The sequence below is a fragment of the Malikia spinosa genome (assembly GCF_002980625.1).
Classification (GTDB): Bacteria; Pseudomonadota; Gammaproteobacteria; order Burkholderiales; family Burkholderiaceae_C; genus Malikia; species Malikia spinosa.
Genome location: NZ_PVLR01000019.1, coordinates 68,576 through 87,606, shown reverse-complemented (window position 1 = coordinate 87,606; position 19,031 = coordinate 68,576). Strand labels below are relative to the sequence as shown.

General features: G+C 60.7%; 18 protein-coding genes and 1 pseudogene. 16 read left to right on the top strand and 3 right to left on the bottom strand.

Annotated elements, in window-relative coordinates:
- Positions 1-216: 216 nt before the first annotated feature.
- On the bottom strand, positions 217-1,263 hold the full coding sequence (locus tag C6P61_RS08015; protein WP_105729400.1) for a TRAP transporter substrate-binding protein: 1,047 nt from the start codon (positions 1,261-1,263) through the stop codon (positions 217-219).
- Between the two features lie 229 nt (positions 1,264-1,492).
- On the opposite strand from C6P61_RS08015, the gene C6P61_RS08010 reads away from it, so the two are divergent.
- Positions 1,493-2,443, top strand: a complete 951-nt coding sequence (locus C6P61_RS08010; protein WP_105729399.1) for an AEC family transporter — start codon at positions 1,493-1,495, stop codon at positions 2,441-2,443.
- Here the strand turns inward: C6P61_RS08010 and C6P61_RS08005 are convergent.
- Positions 2,363-3,340 carry a LysR substrate-binding domain-containing protein gene (locus C6P61_RS08005; protein WP_105729398.1) on the bottom strand — a complete coding sequence of 326 codons (978 nt, stop codon included), beginning with the start codon at positions 3,338-3,340 and terminating at the stop codon, positions 2,363-2,365. The genes C6P61_RS08010 and C6P61_RS08005 overlap by 81 nt on opposite strands.
- Positions 3,341-3,491: 151 nt before the next feature.
- Here C6P61_RS08005 and C6P61_RS08000 point away from each other — a divergent pair, with 151 nt between their 5' ends.
- The 12 genes from C6P61_RS08000 (at position 3,492) to C6P61_RS07950 (ending at position 16,624) form a co-directional block, all read left to right on the top strand.
- Positions 3,492-4,520: an amidohydrolase family protein gene (locus tag C6P61_RS08000; protein ID WP_105729413.1), complete on the top strand. Its 1,029-nt coding sequence runs from the start codon at positions 3,492-3,494 to the stop codon at positions 4,518-4,520.
- A gap of 101 nt (positions 4,521-4,621) precedes the next feature.
- A complete protein-coding gene (ligK, locus tag C6P61_RS07995) occupies positions 4,622-5,305 on the top strand; it encodes a 4-carboxy-4-hydroxy-2-oxoadipate aldolase/oxaloacetate decarboxylase (RefSeq protein ID WP_105729397.1) in 684 nt (227 codons plus the stop codon).
- 145 nt (positions 5,306-5,450) lie between these two features.
- On the top strand, positions 5,451-6,383 hold the full coding sequence (locus C6P61_RS07990; RefSeq protein ID WP_105729396.1) for an amidohydrolase family protein: 933 nt from the start codon (positions 5,451-5,453) through the stop codon (positions 6,381-6,383).
- Position 6,384: 1 nt separating this feature from the next.
- Positions 6,385-6,822 carry a protocatechuate 4,5-dioxygenase subunit alpha gene (gene ligA, locus C6P61_RS07985; RefSeq protein WP_105729395.1) on the top strand — a complete coding sequence of 146 codons (438 nt, stop codon included), beginning with the start codon at positions 6,385-6,387 and terminating at the stop codon, positions 6,820-6,822.
- Positions 6,823-6,827: 5 nt separating this feature from the next.
- A complete protein-coding gene (locus tag C6P61_RS07980; RefSeq protein WP_105729394.1) occupies positions 6,828-7,682 on the top strand; it encodes a class III extradiol dioxygenase subunit beta in 855 nt (284 codons plus the stop codon).
- Between the two features lie 11 nt (positions 7,683-7,693).
- Positions 7,694-8,644 carry a Gfo/Idh/MocA family oxidoreductase gene (locus C6P61_RS07975; protein WP_105729393.1) on the top strand — a complete coding sequence of 317 codons (951 nt, stop codon included), beginning with the start codon at positions 7,694-7,696 and terminating at the stop codon, positions 8,642-8,644.
- A 257-nt stretch (positions 8,645-8,901) separates the two neighbouring features.
- Positions 8,902-10,218, top strand: a complete 1,317-nt coding sequence (locus C6P61_RS18050) for a hypothetical protein (RefSeq protein WP_211296944.1) — start codon at positions 8,902-8,904, stop codon at positions 10,216-10,218.
- A 107-nt stretch (positions 10,219-10,325) separates the two neighbouring features.
- Positions 10,326-11,570 (top strand): nucleoside recognition domain-containing protein, encoded by a 1,245-nt coding sequence (locus C6P61_RS07965; protein ID WP_105729392.1) that lies wholly within the window; start codon positions 10,326-10,328, stop codon positions 11,568-11,570.
- Positions 11,571-11,639: 69 nt separating this feature from the next.
- Positions 11,640-12,665, top strand: a complete 1,026-nt coding sequence (locus tag C6P61_RS07960) for an aldo/keto reductase (RefSeq protein ID WP_105729391.1) — start codon at positions 11,640-11,642, stop codon at positions 12,663-12,665.
- Between the two features lie 511 nt (positions 12,666-13,176).
- On the top strand, positions 13,177-14,097 hold the full coding sequence (locus C6P61_RS17645; RefSeq protein WP_146114997.1) for a retron St85 family effector protein: 921 nt from the start codon (positions 13,177-13,179) through the stop codon (positions 14,095-14,097).
- Positions 14,081-15,106, top strand: a complete 1,026-nt coding sequence (locus C6P61_RS07955; protein WP_105729390.1) for a retron St85 family RNA-directed DNA polymerase — start codon at positions 14,081-14,083, stop codon at positions 15,104-15,106. Before C6P61_RS17645 ends, C6P61_RS07955 begins: the two co-directional genes overlap by 17 nt.
- A 390-nt stretch (positions 15,107-15,496) precedes the next feature.
- Positions 15,497-16,624: a patatin-like phospholipase family protein gene (locus C6P61_RS07950; RefSeq protein WP_105729389.1), complete on the top strand. Its 1,128-nt coding sequence runs from the start codon at positions 15,497-15,499 to the stop codon at positions 16,622-16,624.
- On the opposite strand, the gene C6P61_RS07945 is transcribed toward C6P61_RS07950, so the two are convergent.
- Complete coding sequence (locus C6P61_RS07945; RefSeq protein WP_105729412.1) at positions 16,567-17,562, bottom strand: DMT family transporter; 996 nt, start codon at positions 17,560-17,562, stop codon at positions 16,567-16,569. The genes C6P61_RS07950 and C6P61_RS07945 overlap by 58 nt on opposite strands.
- A gap of 67 nt (positions 17,563-17,629) precedes the next feature.
- Here C6P61_RS07945 and C6P61_RS18345 point away from each other — a divergent pair.
- The 3 genes and pseudogenes from C6P61_RS18345 to C6P61_RS07935 all read left to right on the top strand — a co-directional run.
- Positions 17,630-17,782 (top strand): annotated as a pseudogene (locus C6P61_RS18345) (HipA family kinase); the annotation flags it as partial.
- Positions 17,779-18,087, top strand: coding sequence for a hypothetical protein (locus tag C6P61_RS07940; RefSeq protein WP_244908841.1), 309 nt, complete (start codon positions 17,779-17,781; stop codon positions 18,085-18,087). The pseudogene C6P61_RS18345 and the gene C6P61_RS07940, both read left to right, overlap by 4 nt.
- Complete coding sequence (locus C6P61_RS07935; protein WP_105729388.1) at positions 18,087-18,842, top strand: ATPase; 756 nt, start codon at positions 18,087-18,089, stop codon at positions 18,840-18,842. Before C6P61_RS07940 ends, C6P61_RS07935 begins: the two co-directional genes overlap by 1 nt.
- The last annotated feature ends 189 nt before the right edge of the window (positions 18,843-19,031 follow it).

Genomic DNA, 19,031 nt, shown 5'->3' with positions numbered 1-19,031 from the left:
GTACTCACCAGATGATCACGGTGTCGAGCAGGCCGGCCAGGCCGGTGCGCCTGGGCGCTGGCGCGTCCAGGTCGTCAGGAATGAGTTCTGCCATGGGAGTGAACCGATAAGGATTTTGAAAGCAGCGCGACATCCTGTCGCGCCACAAGAAAAGGGCCCGACCCCAGGTTGCAGGTCGGGCCGGCAATCACGCGGGGCCAGGGCCCCGCGCCAGCCTCACTTGCCGAGGTACTTGTTGCCGATGCTGTGGACTTCAGCCGCCAGCTTGGCGCCGTCGAGGTTCTTGGCCGTCGCCTGCTTGATCCAGTCGGTTTCGACGCCGGCCGAGGCCTTGACCATCGCCTTGTACTCGGCATCCTTGATCACCAGCACCTTGTTGCCCTGGGCGGCCAGCTTCTTGCGCGCCTCGTCATTGCCCTTGTCCCAGACCTTGCCGGCCAGCTCGGACAGAGCCAGACCGCTGTTCTTGTCGATCACGGCCTTGAGCTCGGGTGTCAGGCTCTCGTACTTGCGCTTGTTCATCAGCACGGTGAACGGCGTCTGCGAGAAGCCCGCCAGGTTGGCCGGTCCTTCGATGTGGTACTTGGTGACCTCGTCGATCTTGACCGCCGGCAGGATCTCCCACGGGGCCATCGCGCCGTCGATCACGCCCTTGGAGATGCCTTCGGTCACGGCTGCGACCGGCATGTTGACCGGGGTGCCGCCGAGCGAGCTCAGGAACAGCGAGGTGAAGCGCGACGGGCTGCGCAGCTTCAGGCCCTTGAGGTCATCGGCCGACATGACCGGCTTGCTGGCGGTGCTGATGACGACGTTGGTGCCGCTGAAGATGGCCAGCAGCTTGAAGTCCTTGTAGTCTTCCAGGCCGTGCTTCTGGGTGTAATCCCACATCGCGCGGGCACCGGTCACGCCGCCCGGGGGCAGCGAGAACGGCAGCTCGAGCGCCTCGGTGCGCGGGAAGCGGCCGGTCGAGTAGCTCGGCGAGGTCCAGACCACGTCGGCGACGCCGTTCTTGACCTGGTCGGCCAGCTGCGGCGGGGTGCCGCCGAGCTGCAGTGCCGGATAGAGCTGGCACTTCATCTTGCCGCCCGAGTCCTTCTCGATCGCGGCACACCACGGTTCGGCGACGCCCTTGTGGAAGTTGGAGTTCGACGCCAGGAAATGCGAGAACTTGATCGTGACCTGCTGTGCCTGCGCAGCAGAAGCACCGAATGCCAGTGCGATGGCGACCGACAGGGACGCGAGGGGAGGGTAGATGTTCTTCATGAAAACTCCGGCAAGTGGAACGATCGGGGGTAAATCCGTTGCGAACGCAACTTTATGCGCGCTTGGTTGCGTCATCAACTATCGTTAACCCTAGGTTTACCCTAATTGCCGCAACAGCCGATGTCAGTTGGCCGCCCCGTTTGCTGCCGCCGGAGCGATCCGCGCGCGCCAGAGCTGGCCCGGCCCCGGGCTGGCTGGGCGGGGCCTGCGCTGGGTTAGCATCAGCGCCATGCTTTCCATCCTGTCCATCACCGGGCCGATCTATCTGGCCGTGCTGATCGGTTACGCCTGCACCCGGCTGGGCCTGTTCGCCAAGGCGGACATGCGCCTGTTCGGCAAGTTCGTGATCAACCTGGCGCTGCCGGCGCTGCTGTTCAACTCGCTGGCCTCACGCAGCCTGGGCGAGATCCTCAATCCGTCCTACATGGCGGCCTATGCGCTGGCCGGTGTGCTGGTCATCGGGCTGGGCCTGCTGGCCAACCGCTGGTTAGCGCGTCGCTCCTTCAGCTACGCGAGCATGTTCGCGATGGGAATGGCCTGCCCCAACAGCGGCTTTGTCGGCTATCCGGTCGCGCTGTTGACGCTGGGTTCGTCGGTCGCTGGCGTCGGGCTGGCGCTCAACATGATGGTCGAGAACCTGCTGCTGATCCCGCTGCTGCTGGCCTTCGCCGACCTTGAGGGCGACAAGGGCCAGGCCTGGCGCGTCGTGCTCAGGACGCTCAAGGGTCTGGCGCGCAATCCGATGATCATCGCGATCGTCGCCGGCCTGCTGGCCTCGTTGGCGGGATGGACGCCGCCGCCGCTGATCGGGCGCACCGTCAATCTGTTCGCCCAAGCCAGCGGCGCGCTGTCGCTGTTCGTGATCGGCGGCAGTCTGGCCGGTCAGTCGCTGCGCGGCATGGGCTTGCCGGTGTTGCAGATCACGCTGGGCAAGCTGGTGCTGCATCCGCTGATCATGCTGGCGGTGCTGACCTGGGGGGTGCCGGTGGCCGATCCGCAGCTGCGCACCGCCGTGCTGCTGACCAGCGCCATGCCGATCATGGGCATCTACACCATCCTGTCGCAGCGCCACGGCCACGAGGGCATCAGCGCCGCCGCGCTACTGGCTACTACGGCGGCTTCCTTTTTCACGCTCAGCGGCCTGCTTTGGTGGCTCAGGCAGCTGGGCTGGCTGGCCTAGCACCCGGGCGCACAGCTCGCGCAGCAGCCGGGCGGCGGCTTGCTGGGTCAGCGTGGCCGGGCGTTGCGCGCTGCAGGCCAGCGCGACCCGCGGCCGCAGCGGCGGATCGCTGATGGCACGCATCTGGTAGGCCGAGGGCCGTATCGTGTTCGAGACCGCATTGCGCGGCAGCAGGGCATAACCCATGCCTTCGGCCACCAGATCGAGGATGGCCGGCACGCCGTCGATCTCGAGCGTGATCGTCGGCCGCAGGCCCAGGCCGGCCAGCTCGCGTTCGACATGCATGCGGATCGCGTTGGGCCGGCTCGGGATCACCAGCGGCAGCTCGGCCAGCTCGCGCAGCGTGATCGGCGGCGGCGGCGGGTCTTCCAGCAGGCCGGCCGGCCGGGCCTGCACCAGCAGCAGTTCCTCCTCGAACAGCGGCAGGATCTCGAGCTCGGGCAGCGGCGCGGCATCGTAGAGCAGGGCCAGGTCGAGTCGGCCCTGGATCAGGCTTTCCTGCATGCTGGTCGACAGCCCCTCGCGGATCGAGAGCCTGGCCTCCGGCAGCTCGAGCCGGAACGCGCGTGTCAGCGGCACCGCCAGCAAGCGCGCCAGCGTCGGCGGCAGGCCGATCGCGACATGGCCGGCCAGCGCGCCGCGCACCCGCCCGAGGTCCTCGCGCGCGCGCTCGACCTGGTGCAGGATGCCGCGCGCGTGGTCGAGCAGCAGCTGACCGGCCTCGGTCGGCGTGGCGCCGCGGCCGTTGCGCAGCAGCAGGTTCTGCCGCAGCTCGACTTCGAGCAGGCGCACCTGCCGGCTCAGCGCGGGCTGGGCGATGTTCAGGGTGTGCGCGGCCCGGGTGAAGCTGCCGAGTTCCGCGACCCGCACGAAGTATTCGAGTTGCTTGAGATCCATCTGAGGATTTTATATATCGTTGTCCAAGGTATGCAAAAATTTGCTAGCAGCTAGCGTGCCAGCGGCTTGTGACTCAGGCAGTGCGCGCGCACAATTTCGCCAGCCAACATCCACCCCGAAAGAGGAGTTCAACCCCATGAGCAAGAAGCCGCTGATCATCGACGTACACGGTCACTACACCACGGCGCCGGCCGCGCTGGGCGCCTGGCGTGACCTGCAGATCGCCGCGCTGAAGGACCCGAGCAAGCAGCCCGATCCCAAGAGCCTGAAGATCAGCGACGACGAGCTGCGCGAGTCGATCGAGACCAACCAGCTCAAGCTCATGAAGGAGCGTGGCAGCGACCTAACCGTGTTCAGCCCGCGCGCGAGCTTCATGGCGCACCACATCGGTGACTTCGAGACCAGCTCGACCTGGGCCGCGATCTGCAACGAACTGTGCTTCCGCGTCAGCGAACTGTTCCCGGACAACTTCATCGGCGCGGCCATGCTGCCGCAGTCGCCCGGCGTCGATCCCAAGACCTGCATCGCCGAACTCGAGAAATGCGTCAAGGAATACGGCTTCGTCGGCCTGAACCTGAACCCGGACCCGTCGGGCGGTCACTGGACCAGCCCGCCGCTGACCGACCGCCACTGGTACCCGATCTACGAGAAGATGGTCGAGTACGACCTGCCGGCGATGATCCACGTCAGCACCAGCTGCAACAGCTGTTTCCACACCACCGGCGCGCATTATCTGAACGCCGACACCACCGCCTTCATGCAATGCCTGCAGGGTGACCTGTTTAAGGATTTCCCGACGCTGAAGTTCCTGATCCCGCATGGCGGCGGCGCAGTGCCCTACCACTGGGGCCGTTTCCGCGGTCTGGCCCAGGAGATGAAGAAGCCGCTGCTGCAGGATCACCTGCTCAACAACATCTTCTTCGATACCTGCGTCTATCACCAGCCGGGCATCGACCTGCTGACCAAGGTGATTCCGGTCGACAACATCCTGTTCGCCTCCGAGATGATCGGCGCCGTGCGCGGCATCGACCCCGAGACCGGTCACTACTACGACGACACCAAGCGCTATGTCGCCGCCACCCCGAACCTGAGCGAAGAGCAGCGCTACAAGGTGTTCGAAGGCAACGCGCGCCGCGTGTTCCCGCGCATGGATAAAGCACTCAAGGCCAAGGGCCTTTAAAAATCTTCTTGCGGGACAGACTTTTAGTCTTGTCCCCAACCGTTTAAGTCTCTTTGCGGGACAGACCTTTAGTTCTGTCCCCAACTGAACAAGGAACTGATATGTACGAACTCGGAGTCGTTTACCGCAACATCCAGCGCGCCGACCGCGCTACCGCCGACGCCCTGGCCGCCCTGGGCTCGGCCACCGTGCACGAGGCCATGGGCCGTGTCGGCCTGATGAAGCCCTACATGCGCCCGATCTTTGCCGGCGCCCAGGTCTCGGGCACCGCAGTGACCGTGCTGCTGCACCCCGGCGACAACTGGATGATGCATGTCGCGGCCGAGCAGATCCAGCCTGGCGACATCGTCGTCGCCGCGATCAGCGCCGACAACTGCGATGGTTTCTTCGGCGACCTGCTGGCAACCAGCTTCCAGGCCCGTGGCGCCCGCGCCCTGGTCATCGATGCCGGCGTGCGCGATGTCAAGGAACTGACGCGCATGAACTTCCCGGTCTGGAGCAAGGGTATCAGCGCCAAGGGCACGATCAAGGCGACCCTGGGCTCGGTCAACATCCCGGTGGTCTGCGCCGGCATGCTGGTCAATCCGGGCGACGTGATTGTGGCCGATGACGACGGCGTGGTCTGCGTGCCCGCCGCGCTGGCCGAGCAGACGCTCAAGGTCGCACTGGCGCGCGAAGCCAACGAAGGCGAGAAGCGCCAGAAGCTGGCCGCCGGCGTGCTGGGTCTGGACATGTACAAGATGCGCGAGCCGCTGGCCGCCGCTGGTCTGAAGTACATCGACTGACCTTGGTGCTGGATCGCGCCGCTTGGTCGCGGCGCCGGGGTAGCTGGCCTGGGCTCATACTGTCCTTCGGCCAGAAATCGCCCAGTCCAGCCACCCCGTCACCGCTCCAGCAACATCGCTCCTGCAAGATTGAAAGACTGTTCTGATGTCCAAACCCACCTCTGGTGATTTCACCAAGACCGCTGGCTGGCTCGACTGGTATACCGGTCCGGCCAAGCCCAAATTCCAGCTGCCGGCCGGCGCGGTCGACGCGCATTGCCATGTGTTCGGCCCGGGCGCCGAGTTCCCCTACGCCCCCGAGCGCAAGTACACCCCCTGCGATGCGACCAAGCAAGAGCTCTACGCGCTGCGCGACCACCTGGGCTTTGCCCGCAACGTGGTGGTGCAGGCCACCTGCCACGGCGCCGACAACCGCGCCATGGTCGACGCCTGCCTCTCCAGCGGCGGCAAGGCACGCGGCGTCGCGACCGTCAAGCGCAGCATCAGCGACGAGGAACTGCAGGCGCTGCATGATGCCGGCGTGCGCGGCGTGCGCTTCAACTTCGTCAAGCGCCTGGTCGACTTCACGCCCAAGGATGAGCTGCTGGAAATCGCCGGCCGCATCGCCAAGCTCGGCTGGCATGTGGTGATCTACTTCGAGGCGGTGGATCTGCCCGAGCTGTGGGACTTCTTCACTGCGCTGCCGACCACCGTGGTGGTCGACCACATGGGCCGCCCGGATGTCTCCAAGCCGATTGACGGTCCCGAGTTCGAGCTGTTCCTCAAGTTCATGCGCCAGCACCCGAACGTCTGGAGCAAGGTCTCCTGCCCGGAACGCCTGTCGGTCACCGGCCCCAAGGCCCTGAACGGCGAGCAAGGTGCCTACGTCGACGTAGTGCCGTTCGCGCGCCGCGTGGTCGAGGAATTCCCGGACCGCGTGCTCTGGGGCACCGACTGGCCGCACCCGAACCTGAAGGATCACATGCCCGACGACGGCCTGCTGGTCGACTTCATCCCGCAGATCGCGACCACCGCCGAACTGCAGCAAAAGCTGCTGGTCGACAACCCGATGAAGCTTTATTGGCCTGAGGAGGTCTGACATGGCACTCGACAAACCGTACAAGGACGTGCCCGGCACCATCATTTTCGATGCCGAGCAAAGCCGCAAGGGCTACTGGCTCAACCAGTTCTGCATGTCGCTGATGAAGGCAGAGAACCGCGAGCGCTTCAAGGCTGATGAGCGCGCCTACCTCGACGAGTGGGCGATGACCGAAGAGCAGAAACAGGCCGTGCTGGCACGCGACCTCAACTGGTGCATGCGCACCGGCGGCAACATCTACTTCCTGGCCAAGATCGGCGCGACCGACGGCAAGAGCTTCCAGCAGATGGCCGGCTCGATGACCGGCATGACCGAGGAAGAGTACCGCAACATGATGTTGAACGGCGGCCGTAGCGCCGAGGGCAACCGCTACCTGGGCGAGGACGGCGACGCCCAGCCCCAGCATCAGCCGCAAGGCTCGGCAGGAAAGAAAGGCTGAACGACATGGCACGCATCACCGCATCCGTCTATACCTCGCATGTGCCGGCCATCGGCGCCGCGATCGACCTGGGCAAGACCCAGGAGGACTACTGGAAGCCGCTGTTCGCGGGCTACGACTTCTCCAAGCAGTGGATGAAGGACAACAAGCCCGACGTGATCTTCCTGGTCTACAACGACCACGCGACCGCCTTCAGCCTGGACCTGATCCCGACCTTCGCGATCGGCACTGCCGCCGAATACCAGCCGGCCGACGAAGGCTGGGGCCCGCGCCCGGTGCCCAAAGTCATCGGTCACCCCGAGCTGGCTTCGCACATCGCGCAAAGCGTGATCCAGCAGGACTTCGACCTGACCATCGTCAACAAGATGGAAGTCGACCATGGCCTGACCGTGCCGCTCTCCTTGATGTGCGGCCAGCCCGAAGCCTGGCCCTGCCCGGTGATCCCGTTCGCGGTCAACGTGGTGCAGTACCCGGTGCCCAGCGGCCAGCGCTGCTACAACCTGGGCAAGGCGATCCGCAAGGCGGTCGAGTCCTTCGACCAGGACCTGAACGTGCAGATCTGGGGCACCGGCGGCATGAGCCACCAGCTGCAGGGCGCACGCGCCGGCCTGATCAACCGTGACTGGGACAACGCCTGGCTCGACCAGCTGATCAATGACCCGGAGGCAGCCGCCGCCACGCCGCATATCGACTATGTGCGCGAGGCCGGCTCCGAGGGCATCGAGCTCGTGATGTGGCTGATCGCGCGTGGCGCGATGGCCGACGTCGCGGGCGGCCCGGCGCCGAAGCTGGCGCACCGCTTCTACCATGTGCCGGCGTCGAACACCGCCGTCGGCCACGTGATCCTGGAAAATAGCTAAGGAGTTAACAAATGACCATCAAAGTCGCGCTCGCCGGTGCTGGCGCATTCGGCATCAAGCACCTGGACGGCATCAAGAACATTCCTGACGTGGAAGTGATTTCCGTCATTGGCCGTGACCTGGCCAAGACCCAGGAAGTGGCCGACAAGTACGGCATCAAGCATGTCACGACCGATCTCGACGAGGCCCTGAAGATCCAGGAACTCGACGCCGTTATCCTGTGCACCCCGACCCAGATGCACGCCTCGCAGTCGATCGCCTGCCTGAAGGCCGGCAAGCATGTGCAAGTCGAGATCCCGCTGTGCGACGAGCTCAAGGCCGGCCAGGAAGTCGCCCGCCTGGCCAACGAAACTGGCAAGGTGGCCATGGTCGGCCATACCCGCCGCTTCAACCCCAGCCACCAGTATGTGCACAACAAGGTGCAGGCCGGCGAGTTCAACATCCAGCAGATGGATGTGCAGACCTACTTCTTCCGCCGCACCAACACCAACGCGCTGGGCCAGGCCCGCAGCTGGACCGACCACCTGCTGTGGCACCATGCCGCGCACACCGTCGACCTGTTCGCCTACCAGGCCAACAGCCCGATCGTGAAGGCCAACGCCATTCAGGGCCCGATCCACCCGGTGCTGGGCATCGCGATGGACATGAGCATCCAGCTGCAGGCCGCCAACGGCGCGATCTGCACCCTGAGCCTGTCGTTCAACAACGACGGCCCGCTCGGCACCTACTTCCGCTACATCGGCGACAGCGCGACCTACATCGCGCGCTACGACGACCTGTTCACCGGCAAGGAAGAGCAGATCGACGTCTCGAAGGTGGCCGTGTCGATGAACGGCATCGAGCTGCAGGACCGCGAGTTCTTCGCCGCGATCCGCGAAGGCCGCCAGCCGAACTCGAGCGTGCAGAGCGTGCTGCCCTGCTACCAGGTGCTGCACGACCTGGAGCAGCAGCTCAACGGCTGATCCTGCTTCGATCGCGCTTGCCCGCATGAACGGGCGCGCGCAATCGCCGTGACCAAGGCGCCAGGCTCGCTGCGTTCCCGCGCAGCACCTGTGCGCCTTGATGCGTTTCAGAGCACGAAGTCAGTGGCGGCATAGTGGTAACGCCGACGCTCCCGACTTCTAAAATATTTTCTTGCGCTAAAACATATTCAATATTACATTTAAATTTTCAATATTAAGTCTGCCGCATCGGCAATGCCCTGGCGAAGGTAAGTACTTTGACAAAAGAAGATTATCTTGAAAAAGAATGCGTGCAAAACTTTGTCGGGTGGCTGAGCCAGCACCTCGATACCCAAACTTTTGCTCACAGCTACCGCCAGCGGGCGACTGGAACCGAGTGGTCTTGCGATAGCCTGCATGACGCGTTCAAGCAGTACGCATGGGGTAGTCAGTCTTTTGATCAGAACAACGCCAGGTTGGCCGAACTGCGACAGGCTTTGTGTCACGCACTCGGCCCCAGGGCCACGGATGTCGCGGCCTGCAATGCCGCCATCGATGTCATGGATTGGGGCGGCGTCAGACCTGGAAACGTGCGTTGGTTGGATGCCAACCGGCATGGTCTGGTCCAGTTGCTGATCCATACCCGTGACGCCTTGAACGCCGGCGATACCCAGGGCTCCGTGCTGAGCAGCGCGAAGTTGCGCTTCAACGCCGGGATGTCGAAGGTTTACTCGCTGATTTGCCAAAACTTCGTCATCTATGACAGCCGGGTTGCCGCGGCATTGGGTTGGGCGGTGACCAGGTTTTGCCAAGCCCACTCGATCACCCAGTTGCCTGCTGAGTTGGCCTTTCCGTGGGCGCCCGCGAGGCAGTCGGCAACGCACCCGTCGGCCAATCGGCGTAATCCATCCACGAATACCCTGCAATTTCCACAGATACGGCGCAGCAGCGATCATGCCCAGTGGAACCTCAAGGCCAGCTGGTTGCTGGAGGCAGTTCTTGAACATCCGAATGCTGAAAACAGCTTGTTCATGGCTTCCAAGCAGCTGGGCCATGGCCTACGTGCGCTCGAAGCCGCGCTTTTCATGATCGGCTACGATCTGACGCGCCCGGCATCAGCTGCTGAACCGGAGCCCAGGGTGGTTGAAGTGCAACAAAAGGAAGTTAGCAGTTCTGACGGCGGCTGGGTCGAGTGTTTCACGATTGCACAAAGCAAGCAGTTCTTTTACCGAATCACGGAAAGTGGGATCCAGGTCAAGGACGGGACTTATTTTTCTTTTGCCGACATCAAGGCTACCCTCGATTTTCTTTGTAAAAACCTTGGCGACAAGCAGTTTCCCTTGAGCAATAGCGCAACCGATGTTCCAAATGGGTGCGCCCCGATGGGCTTGGGATGGGCTTACGCTAAATCTGTCAATGGCAACCCCCCAGACACCAGTCGGCTTGCGGCCATTTTGGAGGAATGTGGTGTGATTGTTCCGGTAGATATCAGGGTGAGAAAAGGCAGGCTCTGGACGGTCAACCCCAAATTTTTTGCGTCGGCAGAAGGTAGTGCAAGTCTCGACATTGTCCGTATCTGGCGCGGTCTGGCCTGAGAGCCACATTTTGTGTCTGAGCGTGTGGTCGTAGCTGCTGGCGCGTCGGGCGATGCTTGCACAGCAGGCAGGCGTCCGAGGGCATTTTTGCTGGCATCATTGCCCGGATGCTGAACTTCGTCTGGGTCGCCTTCATCCTGATCGGCTTCGTGGCCGCGCTGGCGCAGTGGCTCCAGGGCGACACGGCCATCTTCGCGCGTGTGTTGAGCGGCCTGTTCGACAGCGCCAAGACCGGCTTCGAGGTCTCGATCGGTCTGGTCGGCATCATGTGCCTGTGGCTCGGCATCATGAAGATCGGCGAGCGTGCCGGCGTGATCGACCTGTTCGCGCGCGCGCTGGCGCCGTTCTTTCGCTGCGTCTTCCCGGGCATACCGAAAGGGCATCCGGCCGGTGGCAGCATCGTGATGAACTTCAGCGCCAACCTGCTCGGGCTCGACAATGCCGCCACGCCGCTGGGTCTGAAGGCCATGCGCGAGCTGCAGGACATCAACCCGCAAAAGGAGGTCGCCAGCGATCCGATGGTGATGTTCCTGGTGCTCAACACCGCCGGCATCACGCTGATCCCGACCTCGGTGATCGCGATCCGCCAGAGCCTGGCGGCCGAGCAGGGCCTGGCCGGCTTCAATGGCGCCGACATCTTCCTGCCGACGCTGATCGCCACCTTCATCTCGTTCTGTGCCGGCCTGTTTGCCGTGGCCTGGGTGCAGCGCATCAACTTGCTGCGCGCGCCGGTGCTGGTTTTCCTGGCTGGCTTCGTTGGCCTGATGGTGGCGCTTTACGCGGCCTTGCGCGGCTTGCCGCCGGATCAGCTGGCGCAGACCGTGGGCCTGCTCGGCAGCGGGGTCATCTTCAGCCTGATCACGCTGTTCGTCGCGGTCGGGGCCTGGCGCCGCATCGATTGCTATGACAGCTTCGTCGAGGGCGCCAAGGAGGGCTTTGGCGTCGCGCTGCAGATCATTCCCTATCTGGTCGCGATGCTGGCGGCGATCTCGGTGTTTCGCAGCACGGGCTGCATGGGCTATCTGCTTGGCGCGATCGAGGCGGTGGTGCGCTGGGTCGGGCTCGATACCGACTTCGTGCCGGCGCTGCCGGTCGGACTCATGAAGACGCTGTCGGGCAGCGGTGCGCGCGCGCTGATGGTCGACGTCATGAAGACCTACGGCGTCGATTCGTTCCAGGGCCAGCTGGCCGCCATCATCCAGGGCTCGACCGAGACCACCTTCTATGTGCTGGCGGTCTATTTCGGCAGCGTCAACATCCGCAAGACCCGCCAGGCGCTGGCCTGCGGCCTGTTTGCCGATGCGGTCGGGCTGGTCGGCGCGATCCTGGTTGGCTACCTGTTCTACCGCTGATTGCCCGCTGAGTCTCCTTTTGCGCCTGCCGCCGAACTTCCCCTTTCAAGCTTCATTTTTCAATCTGCCATGACAACGACCTATCCGCAACGCCAGCTCGGCCCGTTCCCGGTTTCCGCCATCGGCCTGGGCTGCATGAACCTCAGCCACGCCTATGGCGCGCCGGTCTCGGCCGAGCAGGGCGAGCGCGTGCTGCTGGCCGCGCTCGACGCCGGCGTGACCCATTTCGACACCGCCGCGCTGTACGGCTTCGGCGCCAACGAGAGCCTGGTCGGCCGCGTGCTGGCCCAGCACCGCAGCCGCTTCACGCTGGCGAGCAAATGCGGCATGACCGGCGTCGACCTCAAGGGCGACGGCCAGAAGGTGCGCGTGATCGACGGCCGCCCCGAAACCATCCAGGCTACCTGCGAGGAAGCGCTCAAGCGGCTCAACACCGACGTGATCGATCTTTACTACCTGCACCGCTGGGACAAAACGGTGCCGATCGAGGACAGCGTGGGCGCGTTGAGCGATCTGGTGCGCGCGGGCAAGATCCGCGCCATCGGCCTGTCCGAGGTTTCGGCCGATACGCTCAGGAAGGCGCATGCGGTGCACCCGATTAGCGCGCTGCAGACCGAGTATTCGCTCTGGACCCGCAATCCCGAGATCGCGGTGCTCGACGCCTGCCGCGAGCTCGGTGTCAGCTTCGTCGCCTTCAGCCCGGTCGCGCGCGGCTTCCTGTGCGGCGACCTGACCGATGTCACCACCCTGCACGAGAAGGACATCCGCCGCGCCATGCCGCGCTTCACGCCGGGCAACTACGCGGCCAACCTGCAGCTGCTGGCTCCCTACCGCGCGATCGCCGATGAAGTGGGCTGCAGCATGGCCCAGCTCGCGCTGGCCTGGCTGCTGCACAAGGACGACAACATCCTGCCGATTCCCGGCACCACCAGTGTCGAGCACCTGATGGACGACCTGGGCGCGATGGACGTGCGCTTGAGCGCCGACCAGATGAGCCGGCTCGACGCCTGTATCCACCAGGGCAATGTGGCGGGCGCGCGCTACAACAGCCTGGGCACCAGCGAGGTCGATACCGAGAACTTCGAGGTGGCCTGAAAAGGGCGGGCCCCGGGGAGGGGCCTGGTTGCAGGCTGGCGTTTGCTGGTAGGGGAGTGGCGGGGTGAGTGCAGTCGCCAGAACAGGCTGCTGTATCAGAAGGCTGGGCAAGGCTGCGTTTGCGGAGCGTGAGGGTCAGACCTGATCCAGAAGGCTTTTGGTATGGTGCTGACGACCTATGGTCGGACTACACGGCGAATTAGTACAGGGGGTGGCAAGCATGCTCTCAGTATCCATCTCGGCCACGAATGTGCGTCTTGCTTTTCAAGCTACATGGCTCGATTTCCTAGATTAGTCAGGTCGAACGCTAGACACAAGAAACTTTCTGTTGTAGAATGAAAATTCAATTACGCGAATGGTAGTTTTAAGACTATCAATGTCCGGCGTTTCGCAGGACTGAGCTGTAGTGGATGGCATCATCGGCACGGAATACGTGGCTGGCGAGCCAGCCACGTATTCCGTGCCTAATTAAAGGTAATTGAAGTTGAATATGTCATTAACAGCAATCCATATGTTGTTGGAAGATGTTAATCCTGGTTCTTGCAGAATTATAGGTCGTCCACAAACATTATGGGTTTTTGGTGGGCCTCGTCGTGAAGTTAAAGAGGAGCGCTTAACTAATCCCGCATCTTTGCGGGATTTTTTTTTGGCAAAAGTTGATGACCAGTTTCCGCCATATAAATGGGCGAAAGGCATTACATATCCCGAAAACTTTCAAGATTGGTATGCCTTATCTGGGTACGATGATCTTCATGAGTTTGAAAGAGACGCGTGCTTTATAGCGAGGGGTGTTATTGTTTTCTTGGAGTCTGAGGGTTCCTTGGCGGAAATTGGTGCTTTGGCAATTGATGAGGGTTTGGCTGAGCGTGTTTTTCTTGTGTTGCATGAGGAATATCATAGAAACATCAGCTATCTTTGGCTTGGTCCAATTACTAGAATTAAAAATTTAAATGGTCAAGTCTGTGTAATAGGAACAAAGCCTAAAGAGAAAATGGATGAGGTGGATTATGACTCTATTATTGACCATATAAATGACTGGGATGAGTCTTTGGATAAGGGTGAGGTCGTTAGTCACCAAAACCCTAGCCATGTTATCTTATTGATTGCTGATCTTGTAAATATATTGCTTGTCTCAAAAGATAGTGAGTTGCTTGATATCGTAAAAATTTTTGGAATAAAAATAGATCAGGTGCAGCTAAGAAAATACATGTCCTTGCTTAATTTCTTTAATCTTATTACGATAAAGGAGCGGGGAGCAGAGAAATTTTATACCTTTAATAGAAGGGGTCATGGGGATTGGGTTAATTACCAGGCAAAAAAAGGTAGGCCTGGATTTGATCGAGCTAGAATAAAGACCATGCGAATGGAGGAGATAAAGAATAATCCTCGAAAAAATTCTATTTTGGAGCAGGTCCATGGCCGAATTCGATAATAATAATTTATTTCTAACGCTGTTAAATCAAAGTCCTTTTAGTTCTGGCGAGTTAAAAACTTTAATATCAACTGCTCCGCAGCGTTATAAGAATCACTTTATTGAGAAAAGAAACGGTAGAGGGAGACGATTGATATCTCAGCCTACAAGAGAATTGAAAGGCTTGCAGAGGTCATTGCTTTCCATAATTGATGAGGTAATTGCTCCTAGTGCTGTGGCTGTTGCTTATCGCAAGGGGAAATCAATTAAAGATCATGCAGCGCCGCATGCAAAAAATTCTTATTTGTTGAAGTTGGATTTCAAAGATTTCTTTCCTAGTATTGATTGGTTTACAATTTCCCATTGTTTTAAAGAGACGGGTAAATTTAGTGATGATGAAATAAAGATAATGAATTTTATTCTTTGTCGTTATGATAGTGAGCCCATCTCTTTGAGGGGCTCTTTTAAACTCTCTATAGGTGCTCCAAGTTCTCCGCCTATTTCAAATTTTATTATGAGGGATTTTGATGAAACTCTCGAAAACTTTTGTAAAAATGAGTCTGTTACTTATACAAGATACGCAGATGATCTTGCGTTGTCATGCTCAATTCCTAGAAAGCTTGATGAGGTTAAAAATTTTATTGCTTCCATTTTAGATGAAAAAAAATACTTAAACCTTTTTCTCAATGAAGGGAAGACGGTGAATGTATCGAAAAAGAATAAGCGTAGCTTGGTTGGTATTGTTTTATCAAATGAGGGTGTTATTTCTATTGGGAGAGATAAGAAGAGGTTGATAAGAGCAACGTTGCACAAGGCGTCTCAAGGGTTGCTAACTGAGAAGCAGCTTGAAAAATTAAAAGGCCATTTGTCTTATTATATAAATATTGATAGGGACTTTGTTTATTCCTTGGTGGGTAAATACGGGTTTGGTAGTGTAAGCCAAGTTTCATTTGAAACCATAAAATATCCGGAAGTTTTTTCTGCTCGAGATAATTTGTTTTTCGGCCGGGATGATGGTATTCCATTTTAATCTTTCTGGGTAAGAAAAATAGTTTTTCTAGATAGCGCTCGATGTATTTTTTCACGTAGAAATCAAAATTTCACCTTAACCCTCAGGTCTTGCTTTTAGCAAGGTTGATGATTATTTTGCCACTTTAGTTATATAAGCCTGTCGAGATTTAATGGATTAGCACTAAGCGTATGAAAAGTCAGTGAATCACCACTGCGCTGAGTTTACGATCGGGCTTTTGAGCTTCAGTCGGACCTGACCTGTCGCTCACGGTCGATGCGATGCATTTGCAGCCACCGCCACCATTCTTGTTGCACTGCAACACAAAAAGACTATGCTGATCCCTCAAAGCCGAGTTCCCTGCCTCCGAGGCCACGGACCCGGCCCCCATACCAGAGGGAGTCATCAGCCATGACATCGCGCCCAGACCAGACCTTGATTCGACGCTGGCTCAGCGGGCTGGGCTGGGGTGCAGATCCTGCGCCTCGGGTTTCGCCTGCACCGGCAGGTCCGCTGCGCCTCAACCTGGCCCTGCAGGGTGGCGGTGCCCATGGCGCCTTCACCTGGGGGGTGCTGGATGCCTTGCTCGACGAGCCGAGCCTCCAGGTCGAGGGCCTGAGCGGCAGCAGTGCCGGCGCCATGAACGCGGTGCTGTTTGCCGACGGCTGGAGCAAGGGCGGGCGTGACGGCGCGCGGAGCAGCCTGGAGTCGTTCTGGACCGAGATCGGCAAGCAGATGCCCTGGGGCCTGATGGAGCAGCAGCAAGACGACCGGGTCGGGCTGTCGCCACTGGGCAAGATGCTGTACCGCTGGTCGGGCATCTTCTCGCCTTCGCAGCTCAACCCCTTTGACCTGAACCCGCTGCGCGACCTGCTGGCCAGCCAGGTGGATTTCGAGCGGCTGCGCCAGCACAGTCCGTTCAAGCTGTTTGTCGGCGCGACCCAGGCCAGTTCCGGCAAGTTGCGGATCTTTCGCGAGCATGAGCTCACGGTCGACATGATGCTGGCATCCGCTTGTCTGCCCAAGATCCACCATCCGATCCAGATCGATGGCGAAGTCTATTGGGATGGCGGCTTCACTGCCAACCCGCCCGTGGCCCCCTTGTTCTACGACTGCGAGAGCCAGGACCTGCTGCTGGTCCTGCTCAATCCGCTGCTGCGCCATGGCGTGCCGCTCACCCTGTCCGAGATCGAGGCCCGCAGCACGGAGCTGGCGTTCACGGCCAGTTTCATGGGCGAGATGCGGATGCTGGTCCAGGCCATCAAGGCCAGTGCCACCGCGCCCGCCGGCCTGGAGCCAACCAAGCCACTGCAGCCAATCGGGCCACTCGAGCAGCGGCTGCAGCAACTGCGCTTTCACATGATCGATACCCGAGAGCTGGCCACCTTTCACCAAAGCGACACCAAGTTGCTGGCCTACGGGCCGTTTCTCGAGCAGCTGCGCGATCAGGGACGGGAGCGGGGCAGGGCCTGGTGGGCTGCCTACTCGGCCGCGCTGGGGCAGCGCTCATCCATCGACGTCGAGGCCTTGTTCGGCTGAGACTCAGTCGGGCGCACGGCCCACCAGACCCCGATGATCAGCAGTGCCGCGCCGGTCAGCGTCAGCGGGTCGGGCCAGCGTCCGCGCAGCAGCCAGGCATAGGCCAGCGCCGAGAGCGTCTCGAACACGATCAGCTGCCCGGCGATGTTGGTGGGCAGGCGCTGGCTGGCCTCGTTCCAGCACAGCGTGCCGACCCAGGACGCCAGCAGCCCGATCGCCAGCATCTGCAGCACGAAATCCAACGGCCTGGGCCCCAGCGGCATCGCGAAGTCCAGCCAGCCGGCCAGGCTGGCGATCCAGAGCGCCAGGTAGCCCAGCAAGGCCTGCGGCAGCGTAGTCAGGCCCTGCGCCGTGGCCCAGGCGCGTGCCGGCCGGTCCGGATGATGGCGCAGCCAGTCGGCGTTGCGCAGCGGATACCAGGTCCAGCAGGCGACCGCGATCACTGCCAGCAGCACGCCGACCAGGTAGCGGTCCAGGTCCATGTCGCCCGATTCGCGCAGCGCCTGCAGCTCGACCTGGTTCACGCAGGCGATGCCCAGCGCGATCGCCAGCAGCGAGGGCCCGAGCTTGCGCCACGGCAGCCGGCCATCGCGCAGGTGGTTGCGCCGGTTCGCCACGATGGCGATCACGACCGGCAGCGTGCCGATGATCATGGTTGGCAGCGGTCCGCCAGCGCGCTGGATGGCCGCCGCCAGGCAGAGGTAGTAGAGCAGGTTGCCGATCGCCGACAGCTTGAGCGCCTCGATCCAGTCAGCGCGCGTGAGCTGGCGCAGCTCGACCCGGTCCAGCCAGGCCAGCGGCAGCGCGATCAGGCCGAAGGCCAGGTAGCGCCCGACCGACTGCAGGGCGGCCGGATAGTCGGGCAGCAGCAGCGGCCCGACAAACACTCCGCCCCACAGCAGCCCCGCCGCGAGGGCAAACCCGACACCTGTCCACATGGCCATCCTTGTTTCAAAACGGCCATTGTAGGGAGGCGGTGTCCTTACTTCAGGGCACCTCAGCGATGCCCTGCTCGCTTTGCCCACTGGCTGCGATAATGTCCCAATGGAGTGGTGCGGGGCCAACAGCGAGATGGACATGCCCGCCACCTTCGACCTCGACCGCGTGAAAAACATCCTGGACCGCTGTGCAACCCCTGAACCATGGACAACGGTATGAAGCCCCTGGCCTGCCGCTACGCCATCGTCCAGCCCATGCATTTATGTGGAGGTAACCCAATGAAACTGACAGAAGAGTCCATGAAGAATCTGGAGGCCGGCATCCCCAGGTTGGCCGAAGGTGCTTTTCAACGTGCCTATTACCAGGCTTTGACCAGCAGTGGCATGGTCCTGCGTGCAGTGAATGGCCTGTTGGTTGAAACCCATGCAGACGGCACCGAAACCGTGATTCGTGCCATTCACAACCCGGTGAAGGTCAAGATCGGGGCAAGGTTCAAGCTCAAGCGCCGGGACGCTACAGCCTGATGACTGCGGTACAGCCCAGACTGCGCATGTTTGCGGGCCCGAACGGTTCGGGCAAGAGTACCTTGAAGGAAGTGCTGGACCCCGACTGGCTGGGCATCTACGTCAACGCAGATGACATTGAGGCCGACATTCGCCGCCATGGATTCCTTGCCTTGGGGGACTTTGGCGTAGAAGCCACAGAAGATGAGCTGCATGCCTTCTTCGCAGACTCCGCACTGCTCAGGAAGTCGGACCTGCTGGAGGCAGCGCTAAAAATCCGATTGCAGGATGGCCGCGTAGTTTTTGGCGCGGTTGAAGTCAACTCCTACTTTTCCTCGGTGCTGGTTGACTTCATCAGGCACGACCTGGTGCGGCGCAAGGTCTCGTTCACGTTTGAAACCGTCATGTCTGCGCACGCCAAGGTTGAGTTCTTCTGCAAGGCACGCGAGCAAGGGTTCAGAACTTATCTGTACTACGTGGCGACCGAAGACCCGGAGATCAACGTGTCACGGGTCGCGCACCGGGTCAGCATGGGCAAGCATGATGTCCCCAGAGAGAAAATCGTCGAGCGCTACCACCGCTCGCTGGACTACTTGGCTGATGCGGTGATGTGCTCGGACAGAGCGTATGTGTTCGACAACTCGACCGCAGAGCGGGTCTGGGTCGCAGAGATCACTGACGGTGCCGATCTGGAGATGAAAACCGACTCGATGCCCTACTGGTTCAAGACCGCCTTGTTGGATAAGCTGGCAGCGGATGAGCCTGGGCAAGAGTAGCAAGTAGGGTGCATTAGCTGGCTGGTAAACAGTACATGACCATCCGTGGCATGGCCTCCCTGGACCCGTTCGTCAATTCTGGATGCACCAACCCAGCGAACAGCGTCTCTCCCCGGCTGGAAGCAACACAGGGAGACGCTGAACCTCCAGCACCTTGCCTTCGAGAACTGGTGAGCGGCTGTACTGCCG